Here is a 12,757-nt window from a genome sequence, read left to right as displayed (position 1 = left end):
ACTGTCAGTACTGATCGGCTGAGCAGACACGGCAGGGAGGACCATCTGTGACGGAGAAGGAAGCCCCGGCGCCGTCCGGGACCGCAATCACGAAACCGGACCGCGGGCATCTCATCGGGGTGGGTGCGATGTGGGTGGCCAAGTGGTCGCTGGTCCTCGTGGCCATCTCGCTGGGCGCGTTGTTGTTCGGGTGGATCATCGAAAAGCTGTGGGTGATCGTCCTCCCCGTGCTGCTGGCCGTCGTGGTGTGCACGGTGCTGTGGCCGCCGACGCGGGCGATGACGAGACGGCGTATCCCCCCGGCGGCGGCCGCCGCGACGTCGCTCGTCGTGTTCATCGCCGTCGTCGCCGGAATCATCGCGGGCATCGTGCCGTCCGTCGTCAACCAGGCACCCGAGCTGGCCAACAAGGCCACCCAGGGCATCAACCAGGTGCAGGACTGGTTGAAGGGTCCGCCGATCAACCTGCAGGACGATCAGATCGACCAGGGCATCCACACGATCGTCGTGAAGGTGCAGGAAAGTGGGACGGTCATCGCGTCCGGTGTGTTCACCGGGGTCAGCACCGCCAGCTCCCTGCTGCTCACGCTCGGCCTCGTGCTGGTGCTGTCGTTCTTCTTCATCAAGGACGGCCCGCGGTTCATCCCGTGGCTGCACTCCGTCGGCGGCGGCCGCGCGGGCCGTCACCTCGAAGTGGTGCTGGGCCGCATGTGGGACACGCTCGGAGGGTTCATCCGGACGCAGGCACTGGTCAGCCTCATCGACGCCGTCTTCATCGGCGCCGGACTGCTCATTCTCGGTGTGCCGCTTGCACCGGTCCTCGCGATCCTGACGTTCATCGGTGGCTTCGTCCCGATCGTCGGTGCGTTCGTCGCCGGTGCTCTCGCCGTGCTCGTCGCGTTGGTGGCCAACGGTCTCACCACCGCCGTGATCGTGCTGATCATCATCCTCGTGGTGCAGCAGATCGAGGGCAACGTGCTGCAGCCCGTACTCCAGAGCAAGAGCATGAAACTTCACGCCGTCGTGGTTCTGCTCGCCGTGACCGCCGGTGGCTCCGTGTTCGGGATCGTCGGCGCCTTCCTCGCGGTGCCCACCGCCGCCGTCGCCGCCGTGGTGGTGCGCTACATCGGTGAGCAGATCGACGAGCACAGCGCCGAAAGCAACATCGCCGACGCCGTCGCCGCGAACGACGACCTCGACGACGCCGAACGGGAGGGCGTCACCGTCGACGAGGCCGCCGTCGCGCCCAAGGCGGACTGACCGGCACTCAACCCGCGACGACCTCCACCGTGGAGCCGGTGCGTCCGCGAATCACGTGCAGCCGGCTCGGGATTCGCTGACGCATCTCGTCGACGTGACTGACGATCCCGACCACCCGGCCACCGTCACGAAGCTCGTCGAGGACGCCCATCACCGAGTCGAGGGTGTCCGCGTCGAGGGTGCCGAATCCCTCGTCGATGAACATCGTGTCGAGGACAACGCCTCCCGACTCCGCCGCGACGACATCGGCGAGACCGAGCGCCAGCGACAGCGACGCCAGGAACGACTCACCGCCGGACAGGGTCTTGGCCGAACGCACCACTCCGGTGTAGTCGTCGCGGATGTCCAGCCCCAGGCCACCGCGGCGGCCTCGCGGACCGGCCTCGTCGCTGTGGACGAACTCGTACCGTCCCGCCGACATCCGGCCGAGCCGCGCGGATGCCGAGACGGCCACCTCTTCCAGCCGGGCCGCCAGCACATACGACCGCAGCGACATCTTCCTGGCGTTCTGGCCACGGCCCGCGATCACCTCGGCGAGGGCGGCCAACTCCTCGTGCGCGGCCTGCATCGGCGCAATCGCCTCGGCGGCCTTGTCGAGTTGGCCGACGAACCGTTCCAGATCGAGCAGTCGGCGCTCGGCGTCGGATGCCGCCGCGACGGCGACGTTCACGACCTCCGCGGCCATGTCGTGCGCGTGCTGGACGGACGCCAGTTCCAAGGGATCTGCCTCGGCGACGGCAACGACCTCGGGGTCGTCGAGCACGCTGCGCGCCCCGACCTCGGCGTCGCGCGCCGACGTGAGGAGGGCCTCGATCTCACCCTGACGGGCGGCCGTCCGGACCGCGGCCACGGCGTCGGCAGAGCTGTCGAAACCGGCGTCCCCGGCCAGTGTTTCGGCCTTGGCCGCGAGTTCACGGGCCGCCGACTCGGCTCCGGCACCGGCGTCCCGAGCGTCGAGCAGTTCGGATGCGGACTCCGCAAGCGCGTCGAGTCGTGCGCGGCGTGCCTCCACGCTCGGGTCGTCGCCCGCCGCCTCGCTCACCCGGGCCCGGATCTCCCCGAGCTGTGTCGTGCTCGCCGTGATCCTCTCGGCCACGGTGGCGGCGTCGACGCCCAGGTCCCGCAACCGTTCCTGCAGGTGACTCTCGCGGTCCCGCAGTTCGGTGAGTGATGCGGACCGACGCTCGACCTCGTTGCCGAGCGCAGTCGCCTCCTCCACCTCCGCCTCCGCGGTCGTGAGTGCCTGCGCGAGTTCGTCCGCGTCACCGTCGCCGCCGCGCTGGACGAGCACGTCGATCCCGCGCTCCACCGCGCCCAGCTTCTCGGTCGCGGTCGTCAGCGCCGCCGCGGCCTTCTGCTCCGCCGCGAGGGCCTTGTCCTCGTCGGCCTTCGTGACCGACAGCTCGGACGGTTCGGCAGGCTGCGGGTGCTCGGGCGAACCGCACACCTGGCACGGGACACCGTCCTCGAGCGTGCCTGCCAATTCGGCGGCCATGCCCGCGATCCGGCGTTGCAGCAGGTCGAGCCAGTGCTCGCGCGCGTCCTGGTGCTGTTGCCGGGCATCGAGCACGCCGCGCTCGAGCCGATCACGCTCGGCCCGGCGGGTGCGGAGATCCGCCGCCGCCGAGGCAGCGTCGGCCGCCCGGTCCCGGGCATCGACGAGCGCGGGCACTGCGTCGCGGGCCTTCTGCGCCGAGTCGAGCGCCTTCTCCGCTTCCCTCAGAGCGAGCGGCAATTGTTCCCGCTCCCGGGACAGCGCGTCGCCGGCCTCGGCGAGTTCGACCTGCCGGGCACGTAGCCGCTTCAGTTCGACAGCGAGCCGGTCGGCGGCGCCGGATTCGGCGAGTGCCCCGTCGAGGCGCACGATCTCGTCACGCCAGGCCCGGATACTCGACCGGATGTGCTCCCGTTCGTCGGCGGTCGGAGGCCACGGCAACTCCGCCACGAGATCGGCGCCGCCCACCGTCGAACGCAATCCGTCCGTGATCGCCTCGACGTTCCGCGCGGCGGCTGCGGCCTTGGCCCGGGCGGCGTCGGCGTCGCGTGCCACGGTCGCGACCGGTGCGGCCCGGCGCGCATCCGCCAATTCGGCGACGAGGACCGCCCGCCGGTCCGCCTCCGCTGCGTGGGCCTCGAGTTCCGCCTCGGCTCGCCGCCTGCGGTTCTGCAGTTCGAGGACACGGCGCGCCTCCGCGAGCGCATCTTGGGTCACCTTCGCCTGGCTCTTGGCCTTCTGCAGGTCGTCCGCGGCCAGGTCGCGGGTCTCGCGCGCCTCGGCCTCGAGCTTGTGGGCCCAGGTCACCGGATCGGCGTCGGCGCCCCCCTCGATGCCTGCGGCCGTCCCGACCCGCGCCAGCAGGACGTCGACGGCCCGTTGATGCTCGTCCAGGTCGTGGGCGCTGGTACGCCTGCGGGCGAGGAACCACTCCTCCACCGTCCCGAATCGGGTGGTGTCGAACAGCCTCTCCAGAAGCTGACCGCGTTCCTCGTTGTCGGCTCGCAGGAACTTCGCGAACTCTCCCTGCGGCAGCAGGACGACCTGGAAGAACTGGTCGGCGCTCATGCCCATCAGCCGCCCGACCTCGTCGGCGATGTCGGGGATCCGTGACAGGTTCTCCCCGCGGCCGTCGAGCCAGGTGAGCGTGGCCTTCGCGTTCTCCTTGATGGTCCCCGACCCACGGCGCTTGGGACGCTCGAACTCCGGGCTGCGGACGAGTCGCAGATGCCGGCCCGCGATCGTCGCCTCGAGCGTCACCGTCGGAACGGAACCGGCGGGCGCGTGGTCGGACAGGAGGCGCTTGCCGTCCTTCCGTGCCCCGGGCACCGTGCCGTACAGCGCGAACGCCACCGCGTCGAGGACTGTCGTCTTACCGGCGCCGGTATGACCGTGCAGCAGAAAGAGCCCGTCCGCGCCGAGCCGATCGAAGTCGACTTCCACGGATCCTGCGAACGGCCCGAAGGCTTCGACCTCGAGTCGATGCAGCCTCATGCCGTCTGTTCCAGCGCGACGACCTCGGCGGTGTCTTCGCCGGACCGGCCGGCGAAGCCGAGTGCGGCCTCCACCAATCGGATCTCGCCGGTCGACGGTTCGCTGCGCACGTCGGTGAGGAAGCTGCGCGTGATCTGCAGATCGCTGCGCCCGTGCACCTTGTCGCGGTAGCGCAGATCGTCGCCGCCCTCGGGGCGTTGCCACTCGAGGTGCACGGCGAACGGGAATCGGGTCTGGAGTGAGCGCATGGCGTCGACCGGGCGTTCCGGGTCGGTGAGCACCGCCGAGACGTAGCAGTCCTCGGCGTCGCGGAACGCGTCGTCCTCGAGCAACGCCTGCACCGTCCCGGTCAGTTGCCGCAGACCACGGACCACCGGCAGGTCGACCCGCTCGACGGCCCGCAGTCCGTCGGCGTCGAGATCCACGAGGTAGACCGCCTTGCTGTGGGTGCGCTCGCCGAAGGAGTACGGCAGCGGCGAACCCGAGTACCGAATGTTCTCGGTGAGAGTCTGCGGCGAGTGCAGGTGGCCGAGCGCGACGTAGTCGACCCCGCCGAAGGCCGACGCCGACACCGTCTCGACGCCGCCGACGGAGATGGACCTCTCCGATCCGGTGGCCTCCGCGCCCACGACGAACGCGTGCGCCAGGACGACGGACCTGGTGCGCGGACCGGTGTCGTTCCGCCCGTCGAGGTCGGCACGGACACGGTCCATCGCGGCGTCGAGGATCTCGGCGTGCGAGCGGGCGGTCGGCACGTCCAGTTGCGCGCGGGTGATCTCGGGCTCGAGATAGGGAATGCCGTAGAACGAGACGGGACCGTGCGCGTCCTCGAGCACGACGGGCGAGCCGATCCCGGCGACCGTCGTCATGAGGTGCAGCCCGCCCGCGCGGGAGAACGCGGCACCCGCCCCGAGCCGCGCCGCGGAGTCGTGGTTCCCGGACGTGGCGACGATGACCGCACCGGCGTCCCGGATCGCTTCGAATCCGCGGTTGCACACGGTGACGGCGTCGGCGCTGGGGATCGACCGGTCGTACACGTCACCGGGAACGACGACGACGTCCACGCCGTGCTCGGCGACGAGGGCGGCGATCGCGTCGAGCACACGGGCCTGGTCGGTGAGCAGGTCCACCCCGTGGAACGTGCGTCCGATGTGCCAGTCCGAAGTGTGCAGGATCCTCATGTCCCGAGACCGTAGAGCACCGTGCCGACAACCTCGAACACCTCGGCCGCGTGGCGTCCGGGCGATTCGACATGTCGGTGGGGCGGTGCACCATGAGCCACATGAATGCACTCGCTGCACTCGGAATGCTCCTGGCGCTGGCCGCGGGCACCGCCCTCGGGTGGCTGCTGCACGCGGCGCGGAGCGGTGATCGGGCGGCGCGTGCGGAGGCACAGCTCGCCGCGCTGCGCGAGAACGAGGCCCTGCTGCAGCAGTCGCTCGGCGCGGTCAGCGAGGATTCCGCCCGCCGCCACTCGGGTGCGATCGGCGAGCAGATCTCGCGACTGGTCGGGCCACTGCACGAGGCCGTCGGCGCCCTGGCGGAACAGGTGGACCACGTCGAACGCAACCGCCTGCACGCGTATGCGGGGCTCAGCGAGCAGGTCGAAGGCATGTACCGCACCTCTCAGATGCTGTCCACGCAGACGAGCCGGCTGGTCACGGCGCTGCGGGCGCCGCAGATCCGGGGCCGGTGGGGCGAGATCCAGCTCGAGCGGGTGGTCGAACTCGCCGGGATGGTCCGGCACTGCGATTTCGACACCCAGGTGTCGAAGGACGGTGTCCGTCCCGACCTGCTCGTGTACCTCGCGGGCGGCAAGCAGATCGTGGTCGACGCCAAGGTCCCGTTCGCGGCGTACCTGGACGCCGCGCAGACGGAAGACCCGGCCGCCCGGGAACAGCACCTCTCCAGACACGCCCGGCAGCTGCGGACGCACGTCGACCAGTTGGCCGACAAGACGTACTGGGAGTCGTTCGACCCGACGCCGGAGTTTGTGGTGCTGTTCGTGCCCGGTGATCCGTTCCTGGACGCGGCGCTGACCGCCGACTCCGGGCTGCTCGAGCACGCGTTCTCGCGGAACGTGATCCTCGCCACCCCCACCACTCTCATCGCCTTGCTGCGGACCATCGCGCACACCTGGCGCCAGGAGGCGCTGTCGCAGGACGCCGCGAAGATCCACCAACTCGGCCGGGAGCTGTATTCGCGGCTGGGCACGGTCGGTGCACATCTCGACCGCCTCGGCTCACAACTCGGCAAGTCCGTCGACTCGTTCAATCTCACCGTCGCGTCGATGGAGTCCCGGGTCACAGTCACCGCCCGCAAGCTCCACGACCTCGATGTGTTCGACGGCGATGTCACCGAGGTCAGCGCCGTCGATTCGTGGCCGCGACGCACAAATCTCGAGGATCTCTCAGGCTCTACCGGTCACGCCAACGAGGCTAGTTAACAAGTTGCCGCTACTGTCGTTGTGTGTCTGCAACCCAACGTGCTCGCTCTGGGGTGCCGCTCGACAGGCGGTCGATTGTCCCTACGGTCCCCGGTCTCCCCTGGTGGGGTGTCATTCTCCTGGCCGTCGGAGTCACCTTCGTCGGATTCGCTGTCGATGCGGCTCGTGGCACGGAACTCACGGCTGCGTTCTCCACGTTCTATTTCCTCGGCTGCGTTCTCGCCGTGGCTGCTGCCGGCAATCGGGCGCTGTTCACCGCGATCGTCCAGCCGCCGCTGATCCTGTTCGTCGCGGTGCCGCTCGGGCAGAGTCTCATCGCGGAGGAGAACAGCACCGCACTGAAAGACCTGGCGATCAACGTCGCATATCCGCTGGTCAACCGTTTCCCGGTGATGCTCGCCGCCACCGTGGTGACCCTGCTGATCGGTGGCCTCCGCCTCTTCCTGCTGCAGCAACGCAAGACCGGTCCCGCCCGCACGTCCGAGCGGCGACGCGCGCAGCGGGCGCCACGCGCCGCCCGCCCTCGGCGCGCAGCCGAGGAGTCCGAGCAGTCTCCGCCGTCGCGCCGGGCGCGTGACAGGGACGCTGCGCGGGAACACCCCCGCTCGGGGCGACGGGCAGCCACCCCACCGCCTCGCCGATCGTCGTCGTCGGGGGGACGCACCACGCCCCCACCACCGATGGTCGACCGGGCAGCGCAGGCACCCCGCTCGGCGCCTCCGCGCACCAGTCAGGCGCCGCGTTCGGTCCCGCCGCGGACGACGCCGCGACCCCGGCCGAACCCCGACGTGCCGGCCCACCCCATTCCGCAGGTGCGTTACCGCGACCGGTACGAGCCGCCGTTCGAGACGGAGCAGCCCCGCTAGAGCAGGGACGCGGCAGGTAGCGGGCCGATCAGGTCCGCGCGGCGCGCAGCTCGCGCGGCAGTGCGAAGACCAGCGTCTCGTTGGCCGTGGTGACCGGCTGGACGTCGTGGAATCCGTGCTCGTCGAGCAGATCGATCACACCGCGCACCAGGATCTCCGGCACGGACGCACCGGACGTGATCCCGACCGTCCGGACGCCGTCGAGCCAGGCCGGATCCACTTCGCGCGCGTAGTCGACCAGGTACGACGCCTTCGCGCCCGCGTTCAGTGCGACCTCGACGAGACGAACGGAGTTCGAGGAGTTGCGGGATCCGACGACGATGACGAGGTCGCATTCGGGTGCCATCGCCTTGACCGCCACCTGACGGTTCTGGGTGGCGTAGCAGATGTCGTCGCTCGGCGGGTCCTGCAGATTGGGGAAACGCTCCCGCAGCCGGGCGACCGTCTGCATCGTCTCGTCGACGCTCAACGTGGTCTGCGACAACCAGATGACCTTCGATTCGTCGCGGACCGTCACGGCGTCGACGGAGTCGGGTCCGTCGACCAGTTGCACGTGATCGGGGGCCTCACCGGCGGTGCCCTCCACTTCCTCGTGGCCCTCGTGGCCGATCAGGAGGATGTCGAAGTCGTCGCGGGCGAAGCGCTTGGCTTCCTGGTGGACCTTCGTGACCAGCGGGCACGTGGCGTCGATGGTGCGCAGGTTGCGCGCCGCGGCCGATTCGTGGACCGCGGGAGACACGCCGTGGGCGGAGAACACCAGCAGCGCGCCCTCCGGAACCTCGTCCGTCTCGTCGACGAAGACGACACCCTGATCGGTGAGCGTCTCGACGACGTGCCGGTTGTGGACGATCTCCTTGCGGACGTAGATCGGGGCGCCGTGCTTCTCGAGCGCCTTCTCCACCGTCTCGACGGCGCGGTCCACGCCGGCGCAGTAGCCGCGGGGCTCCGCGAGCAGTACCCGCTTCTCGCCGTCGGCACGCGACGCCCCCGAATCTGCCGAACGTGTGATACCCACATTGAGTGGAACAGCCGAAGACATGGTTCCAGACTACGGGTCACCCCGAACGGACGACACTTTCGCGGGGTCTCGGCCGGGTAGTGTGCGCATCGTCGCACCGAAGTCGTCGGCGCTGTGGGCACGTCGGCTACCCAAACGTGCCGTTGTCAGGCAGGCTGTGGGAATGATTCGTCCCCCCTTCGTGGCGCGTGTCGCCGCTGGAATCGCCGTGACGGCCGTCGAAGAGGCCAGGAAGCTGCCGACCACCGCAGCGACCCTGCCCATGACCGCGGTCAGTCAGGTGCTGCAGACCACGATGCGTGTTCAGCAGTCCATGACGGCGCTGGCCATCAAGGGCGACCAGGCTTTCGCACTGATCAACTGGACCCACGACGACGAGCAGCCGGCCTGGGCCGTCTTCGACGACGACACCGATCCGGAACCCGTTGTCGACGGCGTGACCGACGAGCGGCCGGCCGGACCGGGCCGGTTCGCCCTGTACTCGCTGAGCCCGCAGGAAGAGAGCACTCCCGAGAAGGTCTCGACCCCGAAGGCTGCTCCCGCCGCCACGACCAACGGCTCGGCCCCCGTGACGTCGGCGAGCAAGAAAGCCGCGACCTCCGCGCCGACGGTGGCCGAACCCGAGATCGCCGTCGTACTCGACTACGGCACGCTGACGCTCGCCCAGCTGCGGGCGCGCCTGCGCAGCCTGTCCGTCGAGGACCTCACGACGCTGCTGGACTACGAGAACGCGACCCTGGCACGCGCGCCGTTCCAGACCATGCTGACCAACCGCATCACCTCCGCCAAGGCCAAGTGACCTCCGCACAGCCCCGCGCAGCCAGTACCGGACCGAGTACCGCCGAGCAGCCCTGGCCGGTCCGCACCGTGTCGGCCAAGGTCGCACAGTGGATCGACCGGCTCGGGAGTGTCTGGGTCGAGGGGCAGATCACCCAGATCAACGCGCGTCCGGGAACCCGGACCGCGTTTCTTGTGCTGCGGGATCCGTCCGTTGACATGTCGTTGTCGGTGACCTGTTCCCCGCAGCTGTTGCAGAACTCCCCCGTCCCGCTCACCGAGGGCAGCCGGGTGGTGATGTTCGGCAAGTTGTCGTTCTACACGGGCCGAGGGTCGGTCTCGCTGCGGGTGACGGAGATCCGCGCGATCGGGATCGGTGAACTCCTCGCCCGAATCGAGCGGTTGCGCGCGCTGCTGGCCGCGGAGGGTCTGTTCGACCCTCGGCTGAAGCGTCCGCTGCCGTTCCTACCGGGCACCATCGGGCTGATCACCGGTCGCGCGAGCGCCGCCGAGCACGACGTCCTCAGTGTGGCGCAGCGCCGCTGGCCCGCCGTGCGCTTCGAGGTGCGCAACACCCCGGTGCAGGGCGCGACCGCCGTTCCGCAGATCCTCGACGCATTGAAGGAACTGGACGCCGACCCGCACGTCGACGTGATCATCCTCGCGCGCGGCGGCGGCAGTGTGGAGGATCTGCTGCCGTTCTCCGACGAGACGCTGTGCCGCGCGATCGTTGCCTGCCGAACACCGGTGGTCAGCGCCATCGGCCACGAGCCGGACAGTCCGCTCAGCGATCACGTCGCCGACCTGCGGGCCGCAACACCGACGGATGCCGCCAAGCGGGTGGTGCCGGACGCGGTCGCCGAGCAGGCACTCGTCGGCGAATTGCGGTCGCGGAGCGCGGCTGCGCTGCGCAACTGGGTGCAGCGCGAGTCGCACCTGATCTCCCAGCTGCGGAGCCGGCCGGTACTCGCCGACCCGCTGCGCGCACTCGACCACCGGTCGGACGAGGTCGAGCGACTGCGGGAGGCCGGGCGACGCGACGTCAGCCGGGCGATCGCCGCGGAAAGCACCACGATCGAGCACCTTCGTGCACGGCTGACGACCCTCGGGCCCGCCGCGACCCTGGCCCGCGGCTACTCCGTGGTTCAGCGGATCGTGCCCGACGGCGATCCCGAGGTACTGCGTTCGGTCGACGACGCCCCACCGGGCACCCAGATTCGCGTTCGAGTCGCCGACGGCGCAATCCGTGCCGCGGTGATGGGAAAGGACAAGTAGGACATGAGTAAGCCCACCGGAAACGACACCGACATCGCGGAGCTCGGTTACGAGGCGGCGCGCGACGAACTCGTCGACGTGGTCAAGGTGCTCGAACAGGGCGGCCTCGACCTCGACGCGTCACTCGCACTGTGGGAGCGGGGCGAGGCCCTGGCCAAACGCTGCGAGGAACACCTCGCCGGGGCGCGCAAGCGCGTCGAGACGGCCCTCGCCCACGCCGAGGACGAGGGCTGACCCTCCCTCGATCGTCAGGCGGCGAGGATCGGGGCGTCGGCCGCGGCGGTGGTGAGCTGCTCGAACGCCTCGGGTGACGCACTGCCCGTCACGAGGAGCCGGACGTCGCCGAAGTCGGAGACCCAGATCGGCTCGACACCCTCCCCGCCGTACACGATCCAGCTGTGACCTGCGACGTCCTCGGTTCCCGTCGCCGTACGCGGACCACCGGCGACGAACGGCACGAGCACCGTCTCGACGGCATTGCTCTGCGTCAGCTGGATGTAGCGGCCGGCCTCGGTGATGAATCCGACGGTGCTCGAATCGCCGCCGCCGTCGCCGCTGACGATGCTGCGGCTGCCCGAGTTGGGCGTCCAGCCCTCCGGCGTCTCCGGCTTGCGCACCGGGAACGGCAGGTCCTGGGCGTCGTACTTCAGCGCCGCGTCGACGTCGAAGCTGGGGATCGGGCCACTGGTGGGCCCGCCCGGGCTGAACGTGCACTGGCTGGCGATACCCGCGATCAGTACGCAGAACAGGACAAGGGGTACGAGCGACCACACCATGTCGCGGTTGTTGTGCAGGATGCGGGGTTTATCGGATGCCACGCCCACCAGTATCCAGGGTCGGTCCCGGAACAACGATTCTCGGTCCCGTGATTCGCGCCCCAGCAGCGCACGTCACACTTCTTTCTGGGAGAATCAGCAGGCGAGATCCACCCGACACTCGGCGGCCGACGGCCACCGACACAGCGTCGACGTACAACGTCGACCGTGACTGCACCAGGAGGCACTGCCCATGACGGCTAGCACCACTTCGAGTCGCCGCGAGGCCCCGGACCGAAATCTTGCTCTGGAATTGGTCCGAGTCACCGAGGCTGGTGCGATGGCTGCCGGTCGCTGGGTCGGCCGTGGCGACAAGGAGGGTGGCGACGGCGCCGCCGTCGACGCCATGCGCCAGCTCGTGAGCTCGGTCTCGATGCGCGGCGTCGTCGTCATCGGCGAGGGCGAGAAGGACGAAGCCCCGATGCTGTTCAACGGCGAAGAGGTCGGCAACGGCGACGGACCCGACTGCGATTTCGCCGTCGACCCGGTCGACGGAACCACCCTGATGGCGAAGGGCATGCCCAACGCGATCGCCGTCCTCGCGGTCGCCGAGCGCGGCGCGATGTTCGACCCGTCTGCCGTGTTCTACATGGAGAAGATCGCCGTCGGCCCCGACGCCGCCGATGTCATCGACATCACAGCGCCCGTCGCCGAGAACATCAAACGCGTCGCGAAGGTCCGCAAGGCGTCCCCCTCCGACGTGACGGTCTGCATCCTCGACCGTCCGCGGCACGCCCGGCTCATCCAGGAGGTCCGGGACACCGGCGCCCGGATCCGTCTCATCTCCGACGGCGACGTCGCGGGTGCGATCGCCGCCGCGCGTCCGGAGTCGGGCACCGACATCCTGATCGGCACCGGTGGCACGCCCGAGGGCATCATCGCCGCAGCCGCCATGCGCTGTATGGGTGGTTCGCTGCAGGGCCGGCTGGCCCCGACCGACGACGCCGAGCGTCAGAAGGCCATCGACGCAGGCCACGACCTGGACCGTGTGCTCACCACCGAAGATCTCGTGTCGGGTGAGAACGTCTTCTTCTGCGCCACCGGCGTCACGGACGGCGACCTGCTCCGCGGCGTCCGCTACTACGGCGGCGGCGCCTCGACCCAGTCGATCGTGATGCGGTCGAAGTCGGGCACCGTCCGCATGATCGACGCGTACCACCGTCTCGAGAAGCTGCGCGAGTACTCGTCCGTGGACTTCACGGGCGAAGACGGCGCCGTTCCGCCGACGTTCTAGGCAGCTCCGCTGCCCGTGCGCCTTTCCGGTAGCTCCGGCTACCGGAAAGGCGCACGGGGAGCGCCCCACGACGCGCTC

The 12,757-nt window shown here is 69.7% G+C and carries 11 protein-coding genes; 7 read left to right on the top strand and 4 right to left on the bottom strand.

All coding sequences use genetic code 11. The features are described from left to right. Positions 1-47 precede the first annotated feature (47 nt). On the top strand, positions 48-1,259 hold the full coding sequence (locus ACLIVD_RS11130) for an AI-2E family transporter (RefSeq protein ID WP_009479123.1): 1,212 nt from the start codon (positions 48-50) through the stop codon (positions 1,257-1,259). Between the two features lie 7 nt (positions 1,260-1,266). Here the strand turns inward: ACLIVD_RS11130 and ACLIVD_RS11125 are convergent, their stop codons facing one another. Together ACLIVD_RS11125 and ACLIVD_RS11120 are read right to left on the bottom strand one after the other, a co-directional pair. Beyond that, complete coding sequence (locus tag ACLIVD_RS11125; protein ID WP_491932474.1) at positions 1,267-4,248, bottom strand: AAA family ATPase; 2,982 nt, start codon at positions 4,246-4,248, stop codon at positions 1,267-1,269. Further along, positions 4,245-5,429, bottom strand: coding sequence for an exonuclease SbcCD subunit D (locus tag ACLIVD_RS11120; RefSeq protein ID WP_283331347.1), 1,185 nt, complete (start codon positions 5,427-5,429; stop codon positions 4,245-4,247). Before ACLIVD_RS11120 ends, ACLIVD_RS11125 begins: the two co-directional genes overlap by 4 nt. 101 nt (positions 5,430-5,530) lie before the next feature. Here ACLIVD_RS11120 and ACLIVD_RS11115 point away from each other — a divergent pair, with 101 nt between their 5' ends. Both ACLIVD_RS11115 and ACLIVD_RS11110 read left to right on the top strand, forming a co-directional pair. Continuing rightward, complete coding sequence (locus ACLIVD_RS11115) at positions 5,531-6,694, top strand: DNA recombination protein RmuC (RefSeq protein ID WP_283331348.1); 1,164 nt, start codon at positions 5,531-5,533, stop codon at positions 6,692-6,694. Between the two features lie 23 nt (positions 6,695-6,717). Then, complete coding sequence (locus ACLIVD_RS11110; RefSeq protein WP_283331350.1) at positions 6,718-7,560, top strand: DUF6542 domain-containing protein; 843 nt, start codon at positions 6,718-6,720, stop codon at positions 7,558-7,560. 28 nt (positions 7,561-7,588) lie between these two features. Here ACLIVD_RS11110 and ACLIVD_RS11105 read toward each other — a convergent pair whose 3' ends face one another. Further along, the gene (locus tag ACLIVD_RS11105) at positions 7,589-8,599 is read right to left on the bottom strand and encodes a 4-hydroxy-3-methylbut-2-enyl diphosphate reductase (protein WP_280781549.1); all 1,011 of its coding nucleotides are present in this window, start codon (positions 8,597-8,599) and stop codon (positions 7,589-7,591) included. Positions 8,600-8,741: 142 nt separating this feature from the next. Between ACLIVD_RS11105 and ACLIVD_RS11100 the strand changes: the two genes are divergently transcribed. The 3 genes from ACLIVD_RS11100 to ACLIVD_RS11090 are packed head-to-tail and all read left to right on the top strand — an operon-like array spanning position 8,742 to position 10,864. Next, the gene (locus ACLIVD_RS11100) at positions 8,742-9,377 is read left to right on the top strand and encodes a lipid droplet-associated protein (RefSeq protein WP_283331351.1); all 636 of its coding nucleotides are present in this window, start codon (positions 8,742-8,744) and stop codon (positions 9,375-9,377) included. Continuing rightward, a complete protein-coding gene (gene xseA, locus ACLIVD_RS11095; protein WP_283331352.1) occupies positions 9,374-10,630 on the top strand; it encodes an exodeoxyribonuclease VII large subunit in 1,257 nt (418 codons plus the stop codon). Before ACLIVD_RS11100 ends, xseA begins: the two co-directional genes overlap by 4 nt. A gap of 3 nt (positions 10,631-10,633) precedes the next feature. Then, complete coding sequence (locus ACLIVD_RS11090; protein WP_280781546.1) at positions 10,634-10,864, top strand: exodeoxyribonuclease VII small subunit; 231 nt, start codon at positions 10,634-10,636, stop codon at positions 10,862-10,864. 14 nt (positions 10,865-10,878) lie between these two features. Here ACLIVD_RS11090 and ACLIVD_RS11085 read toward each other — a convergent pair whose 3' ends face one another. Further along, positions 10,879-11,448, bottom strand: coding sequence for a DUF4245 domain-containing protein (locus ACLIVD_RS11085; protein ID WP_009479114.1), 570 nt, complete (start codon positions 11,446-11,448; stop codon positions 10,879-10,881). Positions 11,449-11,638: 190 nt separating this feature from the next. Here ACLIVD_RS11085 and glpX point away from each other — a divergent pair, with 190 nt between their 5' ends. After that, a complete protein-coding gene (glpX, locus tag ACLIVD_RS11080; RefSeq protein ID WP_005238998.1) occupies positions 11,639-12,679 on the top strand; it encodes a class II fructose-bisphosphatase in 1,041 nt (346 codons plus the stop codon). The last annotated feature ends 78 nt before the right edge of the window (positions 12,680-12,757 follow it).

The sequence above is a fragment of the Rhodococcus sp. G6(2025) genome (assembly GCF_058628105.1).
Note: the sequence above shows the minus strand (reverse complement) of the source record. Positions and strands in the feature narration are given on the sequence as shown.

Bases quoted from the DNA above. Each gene is read 5' to 3' on its own strand.
- ACLIVD_RS11125 (WP_491932474.1), bottom strand. From the start codon at position 4,248: ATGAGGCTGCATCGACTCGAGGTCGAAGCCTTCGGGCCGTTCGCAGGA.
- ACLIVD_RS11120 (WP_283331347.1), bottom strand. From the start codon at position 5,429: ATGAGGATCCTGCACACTTCGGACTGGCACATCGGACGCACGTTCCAC.
- ACLIVD_RS11115 (WP_283331348.1), top strand. From the start codon at position 5,531: ATGAATGCACTCGCTGCACTCGGAATGCTCCTGGCGCTGGCCGCGGGC.
- ACLIVD_RS11105 (WP_280781549.1), bottom strand. From the start codon at position 8,599: ATGTCTTCGGCTGTTCCACTCAATGTGGGTATCACACGTTCGGCAGAT.
- ACLIVD_RS11100 (WP_283331351.1), top strand. From the start codon at position 8,742: ATGATTCGTCCCCCCTTCGTGGCGCGTGTCGCCGCTGGAATCGCCGTG.
- ACLIVD_RS11090 (WP_280781546.1), top strand. From the start codon at position 10,634: ATGAGTAAGCCCACCGGAAACGACACCGACATCGCGGAGCTCGGTTAC.
- glpX (WP_005238998.1), top strand. From the start codon at position 11,639: ATGACGGCTAGCACCACTTCGAGTCGCCGCGAGGCCCCGGACCGAAAT.